The 24,152-nt window shown below is 45.3% G+C and carries 18 protein-coding genes; 9 read left to right on the plus strand and 9 right to left on the minus strand.

Annotation, left to right across the window (positions count from 1 at the left end; genetic code table 11):
* Nucleotides 1-82 precede the first annotated feature (82 nt).
* Nucleotides 83-760: a hypothetical protein gene (locus ACJB0T_RS06040; RefSeq protein ID WP_479293977.1), complete on the minus strand. Its 678-nt coding sequence runs from the start codon at nt 758-760 to the stop codon at nt 83-85.
* Between the two features lie 627 nt (nt 761-1,387).
* On the opposite strand from ACJB0T_RS06040, the gene ACJB0T_RS06045 reads away from it, so the two are divergent.
* From ACJB0T_RS06045 to ACJB0T_RS06065, 5 genes are all read left to right on the plus strand, one after another.
* On the plus strand, nt 1,388-1,726 hold the full coding sequence (locus ACJB0T_RS06045; protein WP_479293980.1) for a cytosolic protein: 339 nt from the start codon (nt 1,388-1,390) through the stop codon (nt 1,724-1,726).
* Nucleotides 1,727-1,842: 116 nt separating this feature from the next.
* Complete coding sequence (locus ACJB0T_RS06050) at nt 1,843-2,763, plus strand: M14 family metallopeptidase (protein WP_479294566.1); 921 nt, start codon at nt 1,843-1,845, stop codon at nt 2,761-2,763.
* Between the two features lie 185 nt (nt 2,764-2,948).
* Nucleotides 2,949-4,268, plus strand: a complete 1,320-nt coding sequence (locus ACJB0T_RS06055) for a BamA/TamA family outer membrane protein (protein ID WP_479293982.1) — start codon at nt 2,949-2,951, stop codon at nt 4,266-4,268.
* A gap of 241 nt (nt 4,269-4,509) precedes the next feature.
* Nucleotides 4,510-5,658 carry an L-threonine dehydrogenase gene (yiaY, locus tag ACJB0T_RS06060; RefSeq protein WP_479293985.1) on the plus strand — a complete coding sequence of 383 codons (1,149 nt, stop codon included), beginning with the start codon at nt 4,510-4,512 and terminating at the stop codon, nt 5,656-5,658.
* Nucleotides 5,659-5,827: 169 nt separating this feature from the next.
* On the plus strand, nt 5,828-6,688 hold the full coding sequence (locus ACJB0T_RS06065) for a helix-turn-helix domain-containing protein (RefSeq protein ID WP_479293987.1): 861 nt from the start codon (nt 5,828-5,830) through the stop codon (nt 6,686-6,688).
* Nucleotides 6,689-7,037: 349 nt separating this feature from the next.
* Here ACJB0T_RS06065 and ACJB0T_RS06070 read toward each other — a convergent pair whose 3' ends face one another.
* From ACJB0T_RS06070 to phhA, 4 genes are all read right to left on the minus strand, one after another.
* A complete protein-coding gene (locus tag ACJB0T_RS06070; RefSeq protein ID WP_479293989.1) occupies nt 7,038-10,163 on the minus strand; it encodes an efflux RND transporter permease subunit in 3,126 nt (1,041 codons plus the stop codon).
* Nucleotides 10,156-11,325 (minus strand): efflux RND transporter periplasmic adaptor subunit, encoded by a 1,170-nt coding sequence (locus ACJB0T_RS06075; RefSeq protein ID WP_479294568.1) that lies wholly within the window; start codon nt 11,323-11,325, stop codon nt 10,156-10,158. Before ACJB0T_RS06075 ends, ACJB0T_RS06070 begins: the two co-directional genes overlap by 8 nt.
* A gap of 256 nt (nt 11,326-11,581) precedes the next feature.
* The gene (locus ACJB0T_RS06080; RefSeq protein ID WP_112460162.1) at nt 11,582-11,917 is read right to left on the minus strand and encodes a 4a-hydroxytetrahydrobiopterin dehydratase; all 336 of its coding nucleotides are present in this window, start codon (nt 11,915-11,917) and stop codon (nt 11,582-11,584) included.
* Entirely contained in the window at nt 11,910-12,701 is a 792-nt protein-coding gene (phhA, locus tag ACJB0T_RS06085) for a phenylalanine 4-monooxygenase (RefSeq protein ID WP_479293991.1), read from the minus strand. Before phhA ends, ACJB0T_RS06080 begins: the two co-directional genes overlap by 8 nt.
* A gap of 224 nt (nt 12,702-12,925) precedes the next feature.
* Here phhA and ACJB0T_RS06090 point away from each other — a divergent pair, with 224 nt between their 5' ends.
* The 4 genes from ACJB0T_RS06090 (at nt 12,926) to ACJB0T_RS06105 (ending at nt 18,025) form a co-directional block, all read left to right on the plus strand.
* Nucleotides 12,926-14,950 carry an acetoacetate--CoA ligase gene (locus tag ACJB0T_RS06090; RefSeq protein ID WP_479293993.1) on the plus strand — a complete coding sequence of 675 codons (2,025 nt, stop codon included), beginning with the start codon at nt 12,926-12,928 and terminating at the stop codon, nt 14,948-14,950.
* Between the two features lie 208 nt (nt 14,951-15,158).
* On the plus strand, nt 15,159-15,887 hold the full coding sequence (locus ACJB0T_RS06095; RefSeq protein WP_479294569.1) for a glycosyltransferase family 2 protein: 729 nt from the start codon (nt 15,159-15,161) through the stop codon (nt 15,885-15,887).
* Between the two features lie 109 nt (nt 15,888-15,996).
* Nucleotides 15,997-17,328 (plus strand): LssY C-terminal domain-containing protein, encoded by a 1,332-nt coding sequence (locus tag ACJB0T_RS06100; protein WP_479293995.1) that lies wholly within the window; start codon nt 15,997-15,999, stop codon nt 17,326-17,328.
* Between the two features lie 433 nt (nt 17,329-17,761).
* Complete coding sequence (locus tag ACJB0T_RS06105) at nt 17,762-18,025, plus strand: hypothetical protein (protein WP_479293997.1); 264 nt, start codon at nt 17,762-17,764, stop codon at nt 18,023-18,025.
* Between the two features lie 80 nt (nt 18,026-18,105).
* Here the strand turns inward: ACJB0T_RS06105 and ACJB0T_RS06110 are convergent, their stop codons facing one another.
* The 4 genes from ACJB0T_RS06110 to ACJB0T_RS06125 all read right to left on the minus strand — a co-directional run bounded on the left by ACJB0T_RS06110 (nt 18,106) and on the right by ACJB0T_RS06125 (nt 24,136).
* Nucleotides 18,106-19,077, minus strand: a complete 972-nt coding sequence (locus ACJB0T_RS06110) for a calcium/sodium antiporter (protein ID WP_479293998.1) — start codon at nt 19,075-19,077, stop codon at nt 18,106-18,108.
* 191 nt (nt 19,078-19,268) lie between these two features.
* A complete protein-coding gene (locus ACJB0T_RS06115; protein ID WP_479294001.1) occupies nt 19,269-20,309 on the minus strand; it encodes a metal-dependent hydrolase in 1,041 nt (346 codons plus the stop codon).
* A gap of 114 nt (nt 20,310-20,423) precedes the next feature.
* Nucleotides 20,424-23,357: a bifunctional diguanylate cyclase/phosphodiesterase gene (locus tag ACJB0T_RS06120; RefSeq protein ID WP_479294005.1), complete on the minus strand. Its 2,934-nt coding sequence runs from the start codon at nt 23,355-23,357 to the stop codon at nt 20,424-20,426.
* Between the two features lie 95 nt (nt 23,358-23,452).
* Nucleotides 23,453-24,136, minus strand: a complete 684-nt coding sequence (locus ACJB0T_RS06125; protein ID WP_479294007.1) for a DNA alkylation repair protein — start codon at nt 24,134-24,136, stop codon at nt 23,453-23,455.
* Nucleotides 24,137-24,152: the final 16 nt, after the last annotated feature.

Genomic DNA, 24,152 nt, shown 5'->3' on the forward strand with positions numbered 1-24,152 from the left:
ACTCCTATTAGATCAAAGGTCTAGCTTGAAAGCTAGACCTTTGTCAGCAGTCTGAGGCCGCATTAAGCGGGCTGAAAGTATGTTAGAAACCAATTCGGTATGACATGGTAGAAAGATGATCCCCTCTGTCATATTGATACGTATAAACCAAACTCTGATTGTTATTGATTGTATAGCCTACATCCGCAATCAAATCCCAACTTCTAAAACTTGATCGACGACCATTTTCTTCCTGTAGATCATTGAAGCTAAATGTGTATTCAGGTGTAACACTCAACCAAATATTATTACTTGTATTGTAGACCATATTTAGCGATAACTGAGTATAGTAAGCGGTGTTCGACATTGATTGATGTTCAAACGAACCTAAAGCTAGCTCTGGAACCAGACGAATATCTTTATTAAGCGGCACGTTTACGTGCACACCAAGCTCGCCTGTGTTCGATCGGATGTTTCTATTATCAAAGTTTGAATCATAGTTATACCCTAAAAAATAGCCTACCCCAGTGTGATGAATGACATTAAGTCTTAAATCGTGATTTCCAAAATTATCATCACTATGATAGGTACCTAATAGATTCCAGCTGTTGTTAACTTGACTGGTAAATTGAGCGTTGACGTCAAAATCCTTACTACCATAACCGACAGAAAGACCATTATACGACGCATAAGGATTTGAGAAGTCGATATTTTTATTCGCTAAAACTGAAGTAGAAGATAGAGTGGTTAAAATTGCTGCGATAGTGACTACTTTTTTCATTGAGACTCTCTATATTAATCAATATTTCATTCATCCATGAAACAGTATTAAATCCAAATCTTTATGTCGCTAGAATAACACTACTGTATGTTTTTCGATGACGATTTACGAGGAATTAGAGAAATTCAAATTTGTTCGCAACTCCTACCCAATTATGAATTTCTCTAATTCCTATTTCATCTTCACGACACTACTTACAATCAAATCTCTAATATGAGGATTGAACATGAAACATTTGCCTGCCTGTATGATATTCGCAAGTTACTTAGCCTTCTTTTTCTTTTTTGTTACTAGACTCAATAGTTAAATAAACAACATGAAGGCGGCTTTGTTGCTCTGTTAGTTGTTTTTGTCATTAAATTTAGACTTAAACAACGATGATTTATAAATGATCGTCGCTTAGTTCAATTGAACTCCGCTACAAAGTCGCTATCCGATTTAATAAAGTTATGAACTATTTCGAATTAGATTGAGCAACCAACAGAGCTTCTACTCAAAAACCTTTTTCAAGCTAGTCTATAAAGTGTTCAAAAGGTGCGTACAATTCCCTCTTCAAGCACCCAAACTCCAACGACGTTGCCTTCAAATAGTGATAACATTCCCCCATCAGAATTACAGAGACTCTCTATGTTTATCCATCATGTTAACGGTATCGACTGGCTGGTAATCACCGCTTTTGAAGAATTCAAAACCATGTTTATTGAAGATGCGGGTGCTATCCCCTCTTGCTTCTCTACGACCAGCGAATTGAGCCTGATTGATCAAGCGAAGCGCACTTATGGGTACCTGCCCTCACTCGACGGCATAGTGACGGATACTGGCACCTTGCAGAGACCAAACAATAAAGAAGATTTGAACCCACAGCTTGCCTGTTTGGTTGAAGGGCGTGGCCGAGTGTTTATCTATCATGGCGGCTTTGTGGCGTTTGTGGATGATGAAAAGACCTTTATTACTCGTTTGGATTGAAAAGCGGTCATTCGGTCTGCAAGTCAGTTTTGTCACAATCTTCACTTCTCTTCGATTGCCACTGCGCTTCTTCACCGCTATGCTTTCTCGCACATTAGATGTTGAGAATGGAAACCATGCAAAATAGCTTTCAATACCCTATCGGTACCCCCGGGAAAAAATGGACAGATAGCGAAGTTCAACAGTGGCGTGAAAGCACGTCGGTAAAACGTCTTTATTGCGAAGATGTCCTTCCTAAAATCGACGCACTGCGTGAGAGCTTAGATGTGGTGCAATACGGAGCGCTTTCTTACGACGAAGCTCGCTTCCCGCTGTTTGCATTAAAAACACGCGCTTGGGATGCTACAAAGCCAACAATCCTAGTTACGGGGGGTGTACATGGTTATGAGACGTCCGGTGTTCACGGCGCGCTTCAGTTTGCTAAGAACGAAGTTCACGACTACCAAGATGCATTCAATATCGTTATCGCACCTTGTGTGAGCCCTTGGGGTTATGAAACTATCAACCGCTGGAATCCTAACGCAGTAGATCCAAACCGTTCGTTCTATCAAGATTCTCCAGCGGAAGAATCGGCCAATCTTATGGCGTTTGTGGCGTCACTAGGCACAGATATTTGGGCTCACATCGATCTACATGAAACCACGGATACGGATGAAAGTGAATTCCGCCCTGCTCTTGCTGCACGTGATGGCCTTGAATACATTGAAGACAATGTACCAGACGGCTTTTATCTTGTAGGTAACACCGAAAAGCCAGCTGAGGCGTTTCAAAAGCATGTGATTGGCTTTGTTGAAAAAGTAACTCATATTGCGCCGCAGGATGACAACGGCAAAATTATTGGCTCTGACGTGGTGCAGCATGGCGTAATCAATTACCCATTGAAAAAGCTGAGCCTTTGCACTGGCATGACAGATTGTGAGTACTCAACCACTACGGAAGTGTATCCAGATAGCCCTAAGGTGACTGAACAAGAGTGTAATGACGCTCAAGTCGCTGCGGTCGTGGGGGCACTCGATTTCCTACAAACATCGATGTAACACAACACTTCAAAACCCAAGCTTAATGCTTGGGTTTTCTAAATGCGCGCATCCAAAAAGCCACATTTGTAAAACCTGCTGCAAAAAATCATCAAAGTCTCGGTTATTTATTCTCTCGCGTAACAAATCACGCTAGGCTATGTAACGACAAAGAACAATCATAATTGCAAGGAAGTCGCTCATCTATGACTTATCGTCGCCTATTAGGACTCGTTACGGCGCTGACATGCTCTCTCAATGCCACTCTAGCGCAAGCAGCCGTGCCAACGAGCGTAAAATCGCGTATTGACCGTCAAGAGACTCCCGATGGAGTTCGTGAGTCTATGGTCTTACCATATCTCTTTAGTACAGAAACCATGGGTTTGAACGTGGGTGTCGGCGGAATGATTAAAGGTATTCACCAAGACCAAATGACCATTGGTGGTACCGTGTTTGGTGGTGATACGAGCCACGCCATCGCTGGCGGCGTCTGGAACTATATGATTCCCGGCACGGAGCGAGTATTTTTAAGTGCCTATGGCATGTTTGGCTATTACCCTCAGCAGAGGGCTTATACAACGGGCACCGAATCCTACCCGCCAGGCTCACCTCTTCCGGGAAGCAACGGCTCGTCAAAAGATCAATTTTTTCAAGCTGACGGCGCTTCCAATTGGTTTGATATCAAAATGGAGTATGTACTACCGATAGGCTCAACTCGAAATGATGGCCGAGTAGACTACAAAATACGTAACGGTTTGCTGATATCTGAGCCCTCTGGAGGCAAAGAGTGGAATCCAATGGAAAGTGGTTCCACCATCTTTGTCGCTCGCCAGTTCAATCGCTACCAGTCGTTTGAATTTAACCAAGGCAAGCTCGATGGCACCATTCACGCTATGGAGTTTGGCCTCCTCTATGACAACACGGACTTTGCGCCAAACCCCTCATACGGTAGCCGCCAGTACGTAGCGACCTCTCATGACTGGGGCTGGTTTGAGTCTAAGCAGCAGTGGTCATTTCACGAGCTCGATATGAGCAAGTATTTTTCGCTGGGTAAATCAGATTGGGCGTCACAGCGTGTCATTGCACTTAACTTCTGGACCGGACTTTCTCCGACGTGGGAAGTCAACAGCGATCAACAAGGAAATCGAGTTGTTAACGGTAATCCACCATACAATGAGGGTGCCACATTGGGAGGCTTCACCCGATTGCGGGGCTATGACAACAATCGATTCCACGATAAAGCGGTAATATATGGTGCAGCGGAATATCGCTATACTCTCGCATACAACCCTCTTAAAGAGATCTCATGGCTCGATTTCTTGCGTGTCGACTGGATCCAACTTGTCGGTTTTGTCGAGGTTGGCCGAGTGGGCGCTGCCTACACTGCGAACGAACTACTCACTGACTTAAAATACGATGCAGGCGGCTCAGTGCGAGCTTTGATGGCAGGTCTAGTCGTTCGTGCAGATTTGGCAAAATCCCCCGAAAGTACCAACTTTTGGATCATGGTTGATCATCCTTTTTAAGGCATACTCTCTTCCTAGAATTGCTTAAAGACCTCACATACAGAGGTCTTTTTCTATTTGTTCTAGGCCATTCAAATCGACGAACCTCACATCATCACTAACTAGTAAAAAACCGACTATTTCTATAAAACCAGCGCTAGTTTGTACATTGCTACCACTGCTAACCTGAGTTCAGAAGATAAAGTAAAACCTACTCAAAGGTTTGAAATTGACAATTTTTGAAAGTTAAACGAGGTAGAACATGTCTAACGCATTCTATATTCCATCTTTGAACCTAATGGGCGCTGGCTGCCTAGCTGATGCAGTAAAAACAATTGAAAGTCACGGTTTTCAAAAAGCGCTAATCGTGACAGACAACGTTCTAAACAAAATTGGTGCCGTCAACAAGCTGACAACGCTACTTGACGAAGCACAGGTTGCTGCTGTGGTTTATGACGAAACTAAACCAAACCCAACCATCGAGAACGTGAACGATGGTCTAGCTCTTCTTAAAGAACACGGCTGTGATTGTGTTATCTCATTTGGCGGTGGTTCACCGCACGACTGTGCGAAAGGCATTGCGCTACTTGCGACAAACGGCGGCGAAATCAAAGACTACGAAGGCGTGGACGTTTCTAAAAAGCCTCAACTTCCTCTTATTGCTATTAATACTACGGCAGGCACAGCATCAGAGATGACTCGCTTTTGCATCATCACTGATGAAGCTCGCCACATTAAGATGGCTATCGTGGACAAAAACGTCACGCCAATCATCTCTGTGAACGATCCTGAGCTAATGCTAGCGAAGCCAGCTTCACTTACAGCTGCAACGGGCATGGACGCACTCACACACGCGATCGAAGCGTATGTGTCTATCGCAGCAACACCGGTTACTGATGCGTCAGCGATCAAAGCGATTGAAATGATTCAAGCAAACCTTCGTGAAGCGGTGGCAAACGGCGACAACCTAGAAGCGCGTGACAACATGGCGTACGCACAGTTTATGGCTGGCATGGCGTTTAACAATGCCTCACTTGGTTATGTTCACGCTATCGCACACCAATTGGGTGGGTTCTACGACCTACCACACGGTGTTTGTAATGCAGTACTGCTTCCACATGTTCAGCAGTACAACGCACAAGTTGCACCAGCACGCCTAGCGGACGTGGCTCGCGCGATGGGCGTTGATACAACGGGTATGAGCGATGAACAGGCAGCGAACGCTGGCTTGGACGCGATTCGTCAACTATCTAAAGACGTTAGCATTCCAGCTGGTCTAGAAGAGCTTGGTGTTAAACACGACGACTTCGATGTTCTTGCTGAAAACGCACTTAAGGATGCATGTGGTTTCACTAACCCGAAACAAGCAACCCATGATGAAATTGTTGGCATTCTAGCCGCCGCTCTATAAGACAAACTAGAACTCTAATTTAGAGCCATATCGCATAACTGCAGGTAAAACGTTTGCCTGCAGTTTTGTTTTATAAATGGCTCGGGATTAACTAACACAGATCAATGTTGTGCGATTTTCTCCTGTCTATTATGGGATTCACCACCGTAATAGGAGTATGACGCCATTCATGCACACAATAAGCAACTTTAGTCGCATTGCAGAACGAGAGTATGCATTAAACGCAGGCCAAATAAATTTACTCTATTACGATCTGCCAAAAGATTTTCACGACGAGTACCGTTCATACGAAGCCCCCCGCCTTTGCACCATCCTTGAGGGTACAAAATCAGTAAAAGTGAACCAATCAGAAGCATTTAAATATCAGAGCGACGAATTCGTGTTGTTGCCACCGAATGCCAATATTCATATGAAGATGCCGGAATACACCAAGGCATTGGTGTACGAGTTCACTGAGCCGCTAATCGAGAAGGTCGCACAGCGAGTTTCGGACTATTTGGAGTTCGACACTTCGCAATCATTCGATGCACAAGGTTTTGTGGTTAACCCCATTGAAAAGCGGGTCAATTCGCTGCATGAGAGAATGCAAGAGATACTCAAAGAGCAAGACACAGGAATGGACTTTTTGATTGAATTGACGGGTCAAGAGCTCGTGTTTGAACTTCTTAGAAAGAACGCCTGCCATAACATCATTAATGGAAATCAGTCACACCCTATCAAGCGCGCTATTCGGTTGATGAACTCTCAAGAAGGTATGCAACTGTCGTTATCTCAGGTTGCAGAGGAAGTGGGACTTTCGTTATCGAGCTTCTCCCAGAAGTTCAAGCTGATGACGGATCAAAATCCGAAGGTGTATCTAACGCAACTGCGACTGACGGCAGCAAAACGACACTTAAAATCGATGTCTGTCACCGATGCTGCCTATGAAACGGGTTACGACAATATCTCGCACTTTATTCGTTTGTTCAAAAACGAGTTTGGGCAGACACCTAAGCAATTTCAGCGTACGATGGTGACTCGGCTAAATTGATCTACTGAAAAGAGAACGGCTCTCTAGTGAACCGTTCTTATTACTAACGACTTCCTTAGACTGTGATTGGCTATGCTGCCTTTGACCAAAGTCGACGAAATTCAAACCAGAGCGCCATCGATGCCGCTCCGATCAAAAAAGCCATAATAAAACTGCGATCATCCATGACACACATTAAAGCGATTTGTAGTGTGTCTTCCACGAACTCACCTCATTAGAAGTAGTAGTTAGCTTGTAGCCAACCTGTCGTATATTCACAACATGGACAAGGAAATTTGATAGGTCGTATCTGGAAATTATTATGTATCAGCTCGGGAGTCTGCACTCGCCGAGCCTATCAAGACAACAACTAGCTCCGCTCAGCGGCCGGTTGTTTTAGAGGAAAATAAAGCCTTTTCAGCTTACGGAAGAGGCCACTAACATCTTCCAAAATCACATACAAGCAAGGCACAGCAATCAAGGTCACAACAGTGGCATACATAACCGCAAACCCCAGAGCGACAGCCATAGGTTTGACGAACGCAGCTTGTAAACTGGTTTCAAACATAATTGGTAGAACACCAAAGAAAGTCGTAATTGAAGTAAGGGTGATCGCCCTAAACCTCGCACATCCAGCCTCGACGACTGCAGTTTTAGCACAGTCGCAACGAGCTTTGATTTGATTGACGTAATCGGTCATCACCAACGAGTCGTTGATCACCACCCCCGCCGCCGCGATAAGGCCGAACGTCGACATCATCGACATATCCAATCCGTAGAGATAGTGCCCCCAAATCGCCCCAGTCAGGCTAAATGGAATCACCGACATAATGATCAGCGGCTGAGCATAGCTTTTAAGCGGCACCGCGAGAAGGATATACACAGTAATCATACCCGCAACAAAGAACACGATTTGTTCTGCCGATTGCTTTTGCTGTTCTTCAATCGTACCGCCAAGCTCGGTGGTCACTTCTGGGAACATGGCCTTGAGCTCTGGCAGGACATTGTCCTCGATATTCTTCACCGCTTTATCTGGCTCGATAATGGTCTCATCAATAGATCCGTAGATATAAACCGTTCTAAAGCCATTTTCGCGTCGAATTTGGTTGATGCCCGGTTTGCTCTCAATTTCCACCACGTCACCGAGCATCACTTTCTTACCCGACGGAGTATTAATCAGCGCGTAGCGCAGAGACGAAAAGGCTTCACGAGTTAGCTTCGGATAACGAACCATGACTCGAACTTCTTCGGTGTTTCTCAACACACGCTGTGCCTCACCACCATAAAAGCTTCCCCCGACTTGCGCCGCAACACTGGCTAAATCCAACCCAAGATCGTAGGCCACCGGTTTTAAAGAGAGCTGTACTTCTCGGCTTCCAGTATCCATTGATGAGCTAATATCAAACAGCCCAGTTTGCAGTTGCAACTTGGAAATAAGTTCTCTTCCGGCTTCATTGAGCACCTCCATATCGGGTCCATAAAGCAGATAACCAAACTCATCACCGTCATCACCACCAGCTACATTATCATTGATCACAATGGACTTGAGACCAACGATGGTCGGCAGCTTTTCACGCCAACGGCGAGAGAGCTCAAACGCATCAACTGGACGCATGTCCTCATCCACTAGCGGTAAAATGAGCATACCTTCAGTACGGCTGGTATTAATGGTCATCATGTCGCGAATAACAGGCATACCAAATTCATCTTGGATGTCGTTATCAACCGCTTTAACTACCTTCTCCAACGTCAGCAAGGCATCAATGGTTTGCTCATCAGAGGCGTTACTGTTCATTTCAATTTTGATCAAAGGGAAATCAGACGGTACTTTCGGGCTTGGGATCATTCTCACATGCCCTGACGTCACCATAGCTGCGCTCACGACCAAAATTGCAATGAAGCCGGCCATAACAGACCAGCGCCATTCCACACATTGACTCACTGTACGCTTGTAAGGGCCGTGAACGAACTTAAAGAATGCGCGGTTAAACCGAGCTCGGTAACTGTTCTCTTTAACCGGTGTGAATTTAGTGTGTGCCAAGTGGGCAGGCAGAATTAGCTTAGATTCAATCAAGCTAAAGATGAGACAGAAGATAACGACTATCGACAAGCCATAAAAAAACGCTTTCTCGGGGCCAGTTGAGAATAGAAATGGAACGAACACCGCGATGGTGGTTAACACTCCAAAGGTAGCAGGTGTCGCTACTCGCTGAGCGCCGCGTACCACGTTAGTGACCCCACCACCACTTTTCTCTACCTCGGTATACACACTCTCCCCTATCACGATGGCATCGTCGACCACAATACCGAGCACCATGATAAAGGCGAACAGAGTAATAATATTGATACTAACGCCAAACAGTGGCATCAACATCACCGCCCCAAGGAAACAAACCGGCAACCCGATCATCACCCACATTGCTAAGCGAAAACGCAAGAATATAGTGAGCAATACCGCGACCAAAACTGCCCCTTGCATCAAATTCTTGAGCATCATGTCAAGGCGCGCGTTGAGGTAATAGGTCATGTCCATCAAGGTGTGGATTTGCACCCCATGCGGCAAGGTTTGGTTACGGGCTTCTATGTAGCGCTTCACCGTTTCGGCTACTGGCACCATGTTCTGAGTTTTAGTGGCTTTTACCGTGAGATAAATGCCATTCTCACTCGAAAATTTAAAGTAGTGCTGTCCTTCGGTAAACTCATCTTTAATGGTAGCAATATCACCGAGCAACACTTTCGAGCCATTGGCACCGAGTTTGACGGGGATTTGGCGAAATTCGTAGCCATCGTAATACTGATTTTCAATACGAATAGAAACCAAGCCAGTGTTGGTTCGCACTTGCCCTGCTGAGAAATTGGCGGAGTATCTTTGAATCGCCGACACCACATCGTCCAACGTAAGATCATACGTACGCAGCTCGTCGGGGTGAATCTCAATGCCAATTTCATCCGGGGGTGAGCTAACTTCGACCAGCGACACATCACTCAGTTGCAATAGCTCTTTCTCTACCTGTTTAGAGATGGTTTTAAGCTCAGTCAGCGAGGTGTTGCCCGACAGCACCATACCAATGACATCTTGCTTGAACTCGATTTGCGTGACTTTAATTGGCTCCATTGCCCTTGGAAAACTGGCAATAGCATCAACCCTTTGTTTGACTCGGTCGAGTACCTCCGGGAGATCGGCTTTAGTATCGATTTCTAGTGTGACTTGTCCACCACCGCGATACGCATCCGTGACTGCTTTTTTGATTTCGGTGACATCCTTGAGTGACTCTTCCACTTTAATAAGGATGGTTTCTTCGATCTCTTGCGCCGACACACCCGGGTAAGACGCGGTCACACGAATGTAGTTAATTTCAAAGTTGGGAAACATTTGACGCTGGATCAGAAAATAACTGACCGTACCCATAATGAGTACAAACGCCATCAGCAAGTTGGCCGCCACCGAATTGTTGGCGAACAGAGCAATAATGCCGCGCTGGGTAGACTTACTCACTGGCCTCTCCTTGCTGCGCCAACACATCAGACTCGTCGTTGACCCGAATTACCGTCATACCAATCTGCGGAAATTCTGGTACCGTCAGTACCAACTCGTCACCATTCTCAATGCCTGAATCAATAAAGAAGTTGGCCTGCTCCTCACGAAGCACATGTACCGGCTTTGGAATCAGTTTGTCTTCTGGATCCACGACCCAAACTCGCTCATCAATAACAAGCTCTTGTGGCACTTGAAATAAGTTATCCACGGTTCGGCCATTGAATTGGACTTCAACATAAGAGCCAAACGGTAGAGGAGTTAAATTAGATTTAAGGCCGTAGGGATCGTCAATACGAATCACCATGTTCACCATGCGCGTTGCACTGTCTACGACGCCTAAGTCACGAACGATTTCACCTTCTCGAATGACTTCAATGCGACCTTTAGCAATGATTTCCGCGCTAACACCGGTGATGTCCTTCGGTAAGAAAGGCGCGTCGAATCCAGCGATCGGCACCATAACTTCTGCGTGTTCGATGTTATTGATTTCCGCGACTTGAGAGCCTGCGGTAATGTATTGACCAACACCGATGTTGCGAGACACCACTAACGCATCGTATGGCGCTTCCACTTCGGTATTTTCAAGGTCGCGATTGGCACGGCGCAGCCCTGCTTGCGCTGATTTCACACGGGCTTCTGCACTTAATACTTGTGGGATACGAAGATAAAGATCCGATACTTGGGTATCTTTAATTTTCTTAGCTTGGCGCTCAGCAACTTTCGCTTTTGCGCGCTCTTCGATAAGGGTCGCTTGAGCTTGTGCAAGTTCTGCTTGAGCTTGCAGTACCGCGGCTTGATAGTCATCTTTCTCGATAGTGAACAGAACTTCACCGCGTTTAACCACCCCACCAGAGACAAAATTGGGGTGCCAACTCGTCACTTCGCCAGAAACTTGAGTAGACAGCGCTGTACGCTCTAAAGGTACAACTTCGCCAAAACTCGAAATCTGCACTTGATGAGTCTGCGCTTGCAAAATTTGGGTTTTGACACGAGGTGTGGTGTCGAGTGTTTTCTCTACCTCGACTTCTGGTGCAGTCTTTTGAACTAACAAGTAACCGCCACCTGCCACGCCTAAGATTGCGAAGGGGAGTATCCATTTAATACTGCGCTTGAACATAATGTCCCTTATTAGTGTTCTTTAGTCAACGTACCTCAATAACTGTACGCTTGAGCGTTTATAACCATTGTACGCATATTAATTGATATAAACTGTAAGGTTTCATCATCTTTTTTGACTCACATCGACTTCTTACCAATACAATAATTGACATGCAAAGTGTGACATTTCCTTTCTGACTCTAAACAAAGTGCCCCCATTCCCCAAAAAACAGAAAATCCCCGCGTTGAGCGAGGATCTTGTATTGAAAGTATGGAGTTTACTGAGCGATAAAACCGTCACATTTGGCCGCGCAGATAAAATCATTTTGATGTAACCCTTTGATAGAGTGACTCCACCAGGTCACGGTCACTTTGCCCCACTCCAGCGTGATTGTTGGGTGATGGAACTCTTCTTCGGCCAGCTCCGCCACTTGGTTTGAAAACGCCCAAGCGAGCTTAAAGTTCTTAAACTTATAATGCTTCTCAAGTTGCGGGATACCATCACGCTCTATAATTTGCCAATCATTAAGCTCTGTTAGTAACTGTTGTTGTTCATCCTTACCCAGTGCAATTGCATCACTGCTGCAGGCTTCGCAGCGTAGTTCATTAAGCATGTGTCATGTCCTTTGGTTCAAAAAGTGGAGGGAGTAAGCCCGATTCCATCGCTCGTGCGACATCTTGGCTCAAGTCCTGTTGTTTTAGTTCATACAGCTGGCGAATGTCGTCCAGCACAAAGTAAGTCGGCTGCATAATGTCGATTCGGTAAGGCGTTCTTAACACGTTGTCGACATTGAACGCTTGACGCAGCGGCCTTTCATCATCAAGTGCGTACAGAGTCTCACCCGGAGATGACAAAATACCGCCTCCGTAAATCTTTAAGTCGCCATTCTGCTCAACAAGACCGAACTCGACGGTAAACCAATACAATCTCGCCAGATAGACCCTCTGCTTGCTGCTCGCTTGATAGCCAAGCTTTCCATAGTGCTGGGTAAACTCGGCAAAATCTGGGTCGGTCAGCATGGCGCAGTGCCCGAAGATCTCATGGAAGAAGTCAGGCTCCTGAAGGTAATCAAACTCTTCTCGAGAACGTAAAAACGTCGCCACAGGGAATTTGCGTGATGCTAACAGCTCGAAAAAGCGATCAAAATCGATCAGCGCTGGAACAGGCTCAACTTGCCAGCCAGTCTCACGCTGCAACACGCTGTTAATTTCAGTCAGCTGTGGGGCTCTATCTAGTGGCAAATCAAGCAATTCAAGGCCGCGTAAATACTCTTTGCACGCTCTGTCTTTAACTAAATCCAGTTGGCGTTCAACAAGATCATGCCAAATGCGGTTTTCTTCTTCGCTCCAATCAATTAATCCCTGCTCATTCACAGGGTTAGATACATACTGAGTCATGCCATTTCCTTTAACAAACTCTTTACATTAAGCCTATGTGTTTGGTTTTAAGCTGACAATAACTCTTCTAAATGACGCTCGCACCTCGAGCGTAACATAAATTTTACATGCGTGTATTTTTAACTTTAAATTCAATCAATTGAATTTGGCCGACAAGTTTGACTAGCCCACCAAAAGCAACAAAAATTAAACTCGTAATAATATCAAGGACGAGTGTATCAATAATGTTAACAAAGCCTACTTCTTCTCAATCTCTATGGACACCTAACGCGACCCGCGCTGCTCAAAGTCATATCCAGCGATTCATCAATCAACTCGTTGCAGACAAACCCGCCTTAAACATTTCTGACTATCAACAGTTACATCAATGGACACTGGATAATCCAGAGCATTTTTGGCAACGAGTATGGGATTTTTGCGGCGTTGTGGGCTCGAAACAAGGTCAAACGACCCAGCTTGGGGAGGCGGTATGGAGTGATGTCGTACCCGCGAGAGACACTGTCTGGTTTCCTGAGGCGAAGCTGAATTATGCAGAAAACCTACTCGATTATGGGAGTAAAAACCCTGAAAAGGTCGCTATTTTATTTCAAAACGAGCAAGGCCATGTTGAGCAATACACTTGGAAGCTGCTCCTTGAGCACGTGTCCATCATGCAGCAGTGGCTTCAAAGCATCAACGTAGCAGAAGGCGATGTCGTGGCTGGCTATCTCCCCCACTCTCCCTATGCCGTGATTGCTATGCTCGCAGCGACCAGTCTAGGTGCTATTTGGACATCGACCTCGCCGGATTTTGGCGCGGAAAGCGTTATTGAGCGATTTGGACAAGTGAAACCCAAGGTGCTGTTTTGCGTGGATGGGTACCAATTTGGCGGTAAATCGTTCTCCATGACAGATAAGAACAGCGCCATCTCAAATGCAATTGAACCTGTTAGCCACGTTTGCACTGTGGGATACCAGCACCTCGGTCAGAACGAGCCATCAATGCCAACTTCTTCTCAAATCAATTCCGGCAACGCTATCAACGTCGAATGGGAGTCCATCATTGGTGACTTTCAAAGTGCACCTGTTCACTTTCATCGCGTTGCGTTTAACTCTCCTCTGTTCATCCTCTATTCGTCCGGAACAACGGGAAAGCCTAAGTGCATTGTTCACTCTGTTGGCGGCATCACCTTAAATCATCTTAAAGAACATCAGCTACATTGTGATGTTCGACCTGACGATCGAGTGTTCTATTACACCACTTGTGGTTGGATGATGTGGAACTGGCACGTATCGGTACTGGCAAGCGGAGCGAGCTTGGTTATTTATGATGGCAATCCTGTTTACCCCACGGAAAACGTACTATGGGAACTGGCCAATCGCACGTCAGTAACCTTGTTTGGTACTGCCGCTAAGTATCTGGAAGCGATAGAAAAAAACGGCTTTATCCCTAGTGAGAAGTTTGCACTTACCCACCTTAGAACCCTTTGCTCTACAGGCTCTGTTTTGTATCCAGAGCAATTTGATTATGTTTATCAAGCCATCAAATCGGATCTTCATTTAGCCTCTATTTCAGGTGGAACCGATATTTGCGGCTGCTTTGTGCTTGGCAATCCTATATCCCCTGTTTATCGCGGTGAATGCCAAGCCGCTGGTTTAGGCTTGGATGTGCAAGTCTTTAATACCAATGGCGAATCTGTCATAGAGCAGCGTGGTGAGCTGGTTTGCCTTAACAGTTTCCCAAACCAGCCTATTGGCTTTTGGAATGACGATGGTGAACGTTACCACAACGCTTACTGGGCAGACTTCGCGCGCTGCTGGAGTCATGGCGATGATGTCTTGATGACTTCACACGGTGGTATGCACTTTTTTGGGCGCAGTGACACAATACTCAATCCGGGCGGTGTACGCATTGGTACCGCTGAGATCTATCAGCAGGTTAATCAGCTTGATGGTATTATCGACTCCATTGCTGTTGGCAGAACGCATCTCAATGATGAAAAGATTGTCCTATTCGTGCAGCTTTCCCCATCTACTGCGCTGGATGATAATTTGCAACGTGCTATCAAACAGCAACTGAAAACGCATTGCTCACCTCGCCATGTCCCCTCAGAAATCTATGCCATCAGTGAGATCCCAAAAACCAAGTCAGGAAAACTGGTAGAACTAGCAGTAAAACAGGTGTTGCACGGCCAAGAAATAAAGAACAAAGGGGCGATCGCCAACCCGCACGTCCTTGATGAGGTCGCGAAGTTCGCTCTCACTGTATAGCTGGCAACTCCCTGATTAAAAGACGCTTTACCGATATTCAACGCGGGTAAAGCGTCTTGTTCATCTACATGAACTGATTCTGAACTCTCCACTCATTCTTCATTCAGTGCCACTCCTTGATACTGGCTTCATCAACTGGCCGCGCCATCTAACCAAGCTAACCAAGCGGCCTTTATCGATGGAACCATTGAACAAAAGGAACAGAATGATGAAATCACTTAGCGTAGTCGTTATCACCCTCAATGAAGAAAAACGTATCGCTCGCTTGCTGAGCGATCTTAGCTGCCAAACTTATCAAGATTTCGAAGTCATCGTTGTCGATTCAAATAGCGATGACCTGACTTGTGAAGTAGCCAGTAAGTATCAAACTTCGCTACCAAGTCTTACCGTACATCAAATGTCTCAGCGCGGTGTGAGCCTTGGCCGCAACACCGGCGCTAAGCTAGCGAAACATGAACGCTTGCTGTTTTTGGACGCAGATGTTCGTCTCGACAAAGATTTCCTCCAAAAGGCCATCGACAAACTTGAGCAAGAAAAGCTTGAAGTCGCTGGTGTCTATATGGGTTCCCGCAATTTAGCACCGGCTTATAAAGCTGGCTATGGCCTGTTCAATGCCGGATTGTTCGCCACGCAATTCTTCTTCCCAACCGCCGTTGGCGCATGCATTTTTTCAACCAAGCGTGTTCACCAAGAGATCGGTGGGTTCGACGAAGAGATCGTGCTTTGTGAAGACTGCCACTACGTCAAAAAAGCGTCTAGAACCTGGCGTTTCAGATTTCTGCCGATCAACTTTCAATTCGATCCACGCCGCCTCGAGCAAGATGGTTTCTTCAAAATGGGCTTTACCTACCTAAAAGCCAATGTTCGACGTTTCCTATTTGGTGAAATGCGCAACAACGAAATGGAATACCAGTTTGGCCATTATCAGAAACAGTAGTCAAAAACAGTAAGGCAGAATCAGTAGCCAAAAACAGTAAAGCTAAAACAGCGAATAAGGTAAATACAGCACAACAGGTCGCTGGATATAAAGTAGGTAGGGATTGGGTATGTTTGAAACATTGGGACTGTTTGTCGGTGCGCTCCTCGACGCATTGATTGGGCCAAACTTAGTGGTACCAGGTGAACCATTTATGATTGCGGCTGGGTATCAGCTCTATTCGGGCACATACATGGCTGTCGCTGCGGTATTATTTGGAGGCCTAATTGGCGACCAGCTTAGCTTCCTTATTGGGCGTCGTTACGGCATCAATGCTAAAAAATCCTTGCTCCGTTGGCAGCCTAAGATTCGCCGTCCTTTAGCACGCTGTCGTCTTCTCATCAACCGACATGCCTTTTGGGTTATCGCGTTTGCTCGCCTACTTGGTCCCATCGCTTGGGTTGTGCCTTTTATGGCAGGTGTAAATCACATTCGCTGGAAAAAGTTCTCCGCCTACGCTTTAGTCGGATTGGTACTCGGTGTAGGCCAGTTTGTAACTTGGGGGTATTTGCTTGCTGCAGGCGTAGACAATGTGCCCATGCTGAATGAAGCCGCAACGTTTGTTTCTGAGCACAAGTACTCTTTAGGTCTGTCACTGGTATCGCTGGCGCTTCTCTATTTCGGCATCAAAAAGCAGTGGCGCTATTCTTGGCTGAAAGCGTCTAGCTTGTTTCTTGGTGGCATGCTTGCTCTCAATTACTCACACTTTTTTTGGTGGAGTGACAACGAGGTAGTCCCTTTGGCGCACACAGTGCCAACGGAAGTCACTTTATCAGATCTTGATTATCGCGTGTACGCTGGTCAATCCACCGTCTACTCAGCGCAAGCCGTCAATGTGGTTTACTTGGGTGAAACCCCGGCAGATCTAATGGGTGAGTTAGGCTGGATTGAAAACAAGACCTTCTCGCGAAGTGATATCGAGCTCCGTGATTATGTGCAGTTGCTACAGCAAAGTACACCACCCGTTTCGGATTTACTTTGGAATGGTCAACCACAGCATTTGGCATTTCAACTACCCGGAACCCTTACTCATCGTTCACACCTCCGTTGGTGGCAGGCAGGGATCGATTCACAAACCCAACAAACCGTTTGGGTCGGTGCACTAAGCTATGATGATGGCCTTAAATTGACGCCGTATGGTGGTATTCTAACGCTCCTTCATTCTGTCTCCCCGAATGTGGACATTGAGCGTGATCAGCTAAAAACCGATGTGTTTCGACTCAATGACCGCTGGAACGCCGAAAACATTCCACTGGCGAGTGTTACCACCAAAAACCGACAGCATGACTACTTTACCGATGGACAAGTATTGGTCGTATCCGAACATGCATTGTATGTAAACAATCCACAACCCACTGAGGGTATTGATTTTATCTCGATAAACTACGTTCCCCAAGCTTAGAAATATCTTTGACCCAATCCTGTCACTCGCAGATTTGTATACAGGCACAAAAGAGATTAATCAGCCGTGTCAAACATCGACGGCTCGTTAATTAGCATTTAGCAGTGTGACGGATTGTATCAACTAATTTCAGCCACATTGATGTTACAAAGCCGCATACCTTATATTCACGTTTAGCAAAGACATGCTCAAGTTTTGCTAAGTCAGCTCAAATAATAAAGGTATAAAATTCAATGACCACTTTGGCCCGTTTCGCATCTTCAAGCGATTCAAACCAACTGCGCAGCTCAACGCGCCCACAACCTGCAGCGCCACCTATTCAAGCTGCTCTGTCTTCCCGAATCTCTATGAAAGAGCCTGCTCTTTTACTTGCTCGCCAACCCTTTCCCACCCGCACTTTAACAACACTTTCTTCACTTCGTGGAGGATTAGCATGATTGAAATACACTGGACTGTCGCTTTAGTGATGAGCTTTTGCAGCATGCTAGGCGTTCTTCAAATGTACGGACGACGTATCGATTCATTCTTTAAACGCGTTGTCGATAACATGTTGAGAGTCGGAAAAGGCTCTATGAAGGCGTCTAATTACTCGCAGCAGCGCACGGAAAGCGAGCTTTATCAGGTAGGACATCAAGAAAGAAAGTATGAGTTTGGCGATTACATCCGCCAGCAGAGCAAACGAAAAGACAAATTGTAATTGTAAGCCATTCGATGCTAAAAAGCCCGTGACTCAATACAGTGATTGAGTCACGAACTCATTTAAAAAAAGTTACGCAGTTAGGCCGTAACAGAGACGACAAGCCAGATGTTGTAAGCAGCGTAGCCTGTGAGCAGCAATGCCCCTTCAAATCGATTGATGCGCCCTTGACGACCAAAACCGTAAGCCATAAAGAACAGAGCTACCGTCATCGCCATCATCACTAGCCAGTCTCGAGACAGGACTGCCTCTGGCACATTCGCAATTGGCGAAATCATACCCGCAATACCCACGACAGCCAGAATATTAAACATGTTTGATCCGACGACGTTACCAATCGCGATATCATGCTCACCTTTACGCGCAGCTGCGATAGAAGCCGCCAGTTCTGGCAAAGACGTACCTAATGCAACAATCGTCAAACCAATCACCAAGTCGCTAATACCAAGAGATTGAGCGATAGTTACTGCGCCCCAAACAAGAATACGTGAACTCACCACCAGCAAAACAAGGCCTAGTACAAGCCAGAAAATGGCTTTGCCTAATGACATAGTTTTCTCTTCAAGTTCTTGCTGCGTATCGGACTCTAGCGGGTCACCTTTACCCTTGATTCCCGAGTAGATACTCCAACTAATAAGACTGAAAAAACCCACCAGTAGTATCGCAGCTTCACCGCGCCCTAACACACCATTCCAAAGGAGTGCCCCTAGCAATAAGCTAATAGCGAACAGTAGCGGCAACTCTTTTTTCACAATGACAGATTGCACCATGATTGGCGCAATGATTGCGGTGACACCTAATATAAGTCCGGTGTTAACAATGTTCGAACCAAGTGCATTCCCTAAAGCTAACTCAGGGTTACCCTCTGCTGCGGCCATTGCAGACACCACCATTTCCGGCGCTGAGGTACCGAAACCAACAATTACCATACCGATCAGCAAAGGCGGCATGCCTGCGTGACTCGCGGTAGCCGCTGCACCATCAACAAATCGGTCTGCACTCCAAACCAATAAGATAAAACCAACTAGAATCGCCAGAGCGGCAAGTGTCATATCCGAGTCCTCAATAGGGAAAGATGAGTGTTTTTGACGAGCAAGTCACTGTCTCCAGTGACAATTTTAGGACGGGAATAGTGAACTTACATGAACTGCTTCGTCAAATAATGATTTTTATCGTCACGATAAAAAACGAGCCTAAAATGGCTCGTCTTTATCGCATGCTACACAAGGGCTAACGCTACGCATTAGTCTTGCTTATCGCTGGCTTTGTTTAATGCCACATACTGCAAATTGGCGTCAATCTCTTGGTTGCCCAACATGCGCTCCCAGAGTACTGAGATTTGGTCCAAGCTACGCTCGCTGGGATATCGAGTTGGCGCTTCTAACAGCTCCCAACCTGCATCAGGGGTTTCTTTAGCAAAAACGAACTCAAACGCTAAGCTGTCTGCCATACCAAGTCTCAAGTCAGACACAATGAGCCTACCTTGGTCTTGGCGATACCCCAAGAATCCATGGGAGAAGGCTTCTAAACCTTCAAGAGTGTTTGGCTTTTGCTCAAACGGCCACTCACCACGCGAGCGTTGAATGAAGTCAATCTGATTATCAGAGTCAAGCAACGATGCCAACCCTTCAAAGTACTGGTCACCTTCAACCACCACCACTCTCCATAACAACGTATTAAATGGAGAAGGGGTAATCAACACCTGTTTATTATTGATGTTTTGTGCCGCTAAATTCTTCTCTACTCTATCGGCAATCATTTGCTGCGCAGCATAACCCCAAACTAGATATAAACTCGACACAACAACAACCGATTGACACCACCATCCGCCTCTTTGGCGCGAAAGCAGTGCAACACCAATACCGAGCAGAAGTGGCAGGGTATAAAGTGGATCGATGATAAAGATGTTCCCTACTTCAAAGTATCCGGGAATTGGCCACAACAACTGGGTGCCATAGGTCGTCATCGCATCAATGGCAACATGAGTCACGAGAACGCTGAGGACTAAGAAAAAGACACGATTGAAAGACCAAAACACATCGGGTTTAAGGCGGCAATACAACCAGCTGACAATAAGAGAGAACACAGGAATAAGCAGTAACGAGTGGGTAAACCCGCGATGCTTTATGGTGTTACTCACGGCATCACCATAATCGAGTACTACATCTAAATCTGGTAAAGTACCGAGCGCAGCACCTGTAAAAAGTACCTTTGCATTACATTGTTTGCCCGCTATCGCACCAGCAACGGTTGCCCCTAGGGCCGCCTGAGTAAGGGAATCCATTTGGTCTAATTACACTCTCTCGATAGGCTAAGTATCTGTTCAATCATACGTTGAGTATATAGAAAAGGAGCATCCTGATATAGGCCAAGCAATATTCCTTGTCACCCAGACTCATCATCGTTTTCGGCAAAACTCTGTGTAGCGAGCGATCGACAGCGGTTTACTGAATAGGAACCCCTGCCCCCAGCGACAGCCGTGTTTTACTAGGATATTCATTTGATCAGATGTTTGAATTCCTTCCGCAATGACTTCAAAGCCTAATTCGGTCGCCATCTGTATTGTTGAACTGACGATGGTTCTATCATTTTGTCTAAGTTGAGCAATGAAAATCTTATCGATTTTCAAACTATCAACGGGAAGCTGTTTTAAATAGCCAAGTGAAGAATAGCCTGTACCATAATCATCAATAGCTATTCTTACGCCTAGTTTTTTAAGATCCGTTAGGTATATCGTTGCTTGTGCCATATTCTGCACAAGTACACTTTCTGTTATCTCTAGCTCGAGGATATTAGGATTCACCTCATACTGTTCCAATGCTGCTTTCACATCGCTTAACAGGCAACCTGACATAAGTTGTACAACCGAAACATTCACCGACACTTTTTGATGCTCAATCCCCATGCTTTCCCAATACTTGATCTGTTTGCAAGCTTGTCGGAGCACCCAAGCCCCGATAGGGATGATCTCTTTTGAAAGCTCTGCGATTGGAATAAATGAATCCGGTGGAATTACGCCATACTTAGGATGATTCCAGCGCAATAACCCTTCGCAACCAACATGTTCACCAGAGCGCAAGTCAATAATGGGCTGAAAATAGAGTTCGAGCTGGTTGTTCGCTAACGCTTGAGGCAGCTCTGATTCGATAAACAATTTTTCTCTTGCCTGCTTTCTTAAAGTATTGGTATAGCAGACACAGCCGGATGATAATTCCTTCGCCTTATACATCGCAGCGTCGGCTGCTCGCATCAAATCATCCACATGATTTCCATCTTTGGGAAAGGTGGCAACGCCAATGCTGGTTGAAATTGCAATCGATTCATCATCAATCAATATTGGCTGGCGTAAACTCTCAATGAGCTTTCTTGACAATACTACTGCTTGTTCCACATTAGTAAGGTTTTCGATCATGATCGTAAACTCATCACCACCAAAGCGAGCAAGAACATCGCTACTTCTCAAGCTGTTGGTCAACCTAGTCGCGACTTCAATCAGTAGTTTGTCTCCAAAATCATGCCCTAAACTGTCATTAACATGTTTGAACCTATCGAGATCCAAAAAGAGGATGGCTACCATCGAGCCGTTTCGAGTCGCTAAGTTCAATGCATGACTCGTCTGCTTTATAAACATCCTACGATTAGGCAAACCTGTTAGAGCGTCATTGAAAGCAAAATGTTTGAGTGTATCTCTTGATGCTTCTAGTTCTTGGGTTCGCCTCCTCACCTGAGTTAATAAGTTTGCATGAGAATTAAAAAGAGTAATGATAAGTAAAACGCTTAGCGCCCCAAAAACGGATTCGTAAATTAGAAACTTTACTGAGCTTTCGGCTTTTATTAATGAGATAACATCCTGAGACACGGATACAACAACAGTCCACTCCCGCTCAGCAACTTGTTGAACAAAGGTGAACTCTACCGACTCACCAAGTGAACTGACTCTTGTGGGTTCATATTGATAAATCACTTCATCATTGGCACTAGAATCGAGGATCTTCACACTCATGTAAGAAGCATCACTATTCTCAAGGCTCTCAGTAACAATATCTCCAACAACAAAAACTCCGACGACAAAGCCTGTTAAATTAAAAGATCGAGTAAGAATAGATGTACCAAGCGATGGCCCTTGATTAATGGGGGAAAAAATGAGAAACCCAGGCTCTTTCGCTTCTAGTTGAATAAGTTGAATGGTCTCTGTCGCGACTGGACGACTAATATTCTGCGCTTTAATCATCGCTTCTCGTCGTTTGCCATTCGAGAAAACGTTAAAACCAAATGCACGTTTGTTTGGAGCAAAAGGTTCTATCCATTTAACGACAACCAAAGGATCACCCAACTTCAACGGTGTACCTCTTACCTTAAAACTTGAATCACTCTGCTTATCCGTGCTCTTTTCAAACTCTTCTAATTCATGTTGCTCTATAACTGGGTTCCATGAGAAACCACGTACACCTGGAGTTTGCTCTATGAGTGGCAACGTTAGTCGTTTAAATTCATCCTGTGTAACATCACTGTTCCCCGAGAGCTTCAAAGCTAATAGTGACAATGAGTTAAGATACTTCTCCACCTGGTGGTTAAGGTTTTTTTCAATCAACTGTGAACGAATTTGGAATTCGTTGTGACTCTTCACCTCTAAAGACTGGTTACTGTATTTTTGACTACAAACCAGGACGACTAAAACTAAAACCAGTGAAGAAATCAGAGCTCGATAGTGAGTTAACCTTTTTGTCAGCTTACCAGTATGTTTCAGGAAGACTAAAGCAAGAGGTGTAATCACAATAACGCCTAGAAAGTCACCCAACCACCAAATGAGCATATTGCTCCAATAATGCCGACTTGGGTCCTCAGTTTGTGGCAATTCAATGAGGAAGGAACCCCAGGCGCTCGCAATAAGACAGCAAATAAGAGCGAGTACTACAAACAAAGTGACTTTTCGTACGCTTGTTGAAGAGATAATATTGACAGAAAAGTAAGCTAAACTGCGATAGTTGACCCAAGCTTGAACAGCCGAGCCTGCCGCGATACTGCACGACGTCAAAATGGCCACTAGCCCGATATCAACACCATTAATTGCTTGCACCCCAACATTGAAGATTATTGAACCTATAAGAACCGCTGGTACAAAATGAACTTTCCACAAAATACAACCAGCGAGAGCAATACCTGCCGGTGGCCACAGTGGTACAACTTGACTTTGAGGACTCAAAGAAGAAAAAAGAAATGCCGAAGATATGTAGAGTACAAACACACTGATATAACGAAGACCAAAAACCAATTTATGGCGACCCTGCTTGTCAATGGACTCTGGGGATATCAGTTTATCTTTATTATGCAATGCTCTTCTCCACGACTAATTGACAAAAAAGTCGAAATTGGGAAGTGTATGAGCAAGTGTAGTAAAGATCGGTAGTATTGGTATTATTTATTAGATTACGCGATACCTTGTGACTGAAGCCATTTCAGTCCTTCTCGCTTGGCTAGCCCTTTAATTTGTTGAGTCTCGATAAAGCCAATCACTGCTGCGGCGTGAGTCTTTGAGTACTCCCTCAAGCTCCAACCAATTGCTTTTTGAATAAAGAACTCTTTGTCTTCTTGGTTTTCAGCAATGATAATAAACAGCATATCTTGATCGGTATTTTGCTTGAACTTCAACTGATAGAGGATTGCAGTACGTCTTAACCAAATATTGTCGCTCGCACGCCACTCGCTTATCACCTTAGCTGTTTCCTTTGGGTATAGCTGAAACAAGCTAGCCACAATGTGAGTCGCTAACATATCTACCGTGTCCCACCATGACTTAGTGGTGATCCAACGCTCAACGTGCTGAAGGAAAGATTCTGATAACACTTTCTTTTGCTTGATAAGTAAATCGACAGCAACGAGTTGATATTCTCTTTGAGGCAAAGCCCAGAGTTCATCAACAATACCAGCCAGTTCATCTACGCTGGGCAGATGTTGTTTCGAGAACAACGTCTTCAATGCGTCACGTCTTGGCCCTGATTGAATCCCATAGAACTCATATTGATCGCGCATATATGCTTTCATAAAGGTAGCATTGCCTTCGTTGGCGAGCAGTGCTAACGCTGCTTTGACCTCAATGTTCCATGAGTGCATGTCGGATCCTCTATTC

Source organism: Vibrio sp. CB1-5 (assembly GCF_059412285.1).

Coding starts and splice junctions, on each gene's coding strand:
- ACJB0T_RS06040 (WP_479293977.1), bottom strand. CDS start 760: ATGAAAAAAGTAGTCACTATCGCAGCAATTTTAACCACTCTATCTTCT.
- ACJB0T_RS06045 (WP_479293980.1), top strand. CDS start 1,388: ATGTTTATCCATCATGTTAACGGTATCGACTGGCTGGTAATCACCGCT.
- ACJB0T_RS06050 (WP_479294566.1), top strand. CDS start 1,843: ATGCAAAATAGCTTTCAATACCCTATCGGTACCCCCGGGAAAAAATGG.
- ACJB0T_RS06055 (WP_479293982.1), top strand. CDS start 2,949: ATGACTTATCGTCGCCTATTAGGACTCGTTACGGCGCTGACATGCTCT.
- yiaY (WP_479293985.1), top strand. CDS start 4,510: ATGTCTAACGCATTCTATATTCCATCTTTGAACCTAATGGGCGCTGGC.
- ACJB0T_RS06065 (WP_479293987.1), top strand. CDS start 5,828: ATGCACACAATAAGCAACTTTAGTCGCATTGCAGAACGAGAGTATGCA.
- ACJB0T_RS06080 (WP_112460162.1), bottom strand. CDS start 11,917: ATGCTTAATGAACTACGCTGCGAAGCCTGCAGCAGTGATGCAATTGCA.
- phhA (WP_479293991.1), bottom strand. CDS start 12,701: ATGACTCAGTATGTATCTAACCCTGTGAATGAGCAGGGATTAATTGAT.
- ACJB0T_RS06090 (WP_479293993.1), top strand. CDS start 12,926: ATGTTAACAAAGCCTACTTCTTCTCAATCTCTATGGACACCTAACGCG.
- ACJB0T_RS06095 (WP_479294569.1), top strand. CDS start 15,159: ATGAAATCACTTAGCGTAGTCGTTATCACCCTCAATGAAGAAAAACGT.
- ACJB0T_RS06100 (WP_479293995.1), top strand. CDS start 15,997: ATGTTTGAAACATTGGGACTGTTTGTCGGTGCGCTCCTCGACGCATTG.
- ACJB0T_RS06105 (WP_479293997.1), top strand. CDS start 17,762: ATGATTGAAATACACTGGACTGTCGCTTTAGTGATGAGCTTTTGCAGC.
- ACJB0T_RS06110 (WP_479293998.1), bottom strand. CDS start 19,077: ATGACACTTGCCGCTCTGGCGATTCTAGTTGGTTTTATCTTATTGGTT.
- ACJB0T_RS06115 (WP_479294001.1), bottom strand. CDS start 20,309: ATGGATTCCCTTACTCAGGCGGCCCTAGGGGCAACCGTTGCTGGTGCG.
- ACJB0T_RS06125 (WP_479294007.1), bottom strand. CDS start 24,136: ATGCACTCATGGAACATTGAGGTCAAAGCAGCGTTAGCACTGCTCGCC.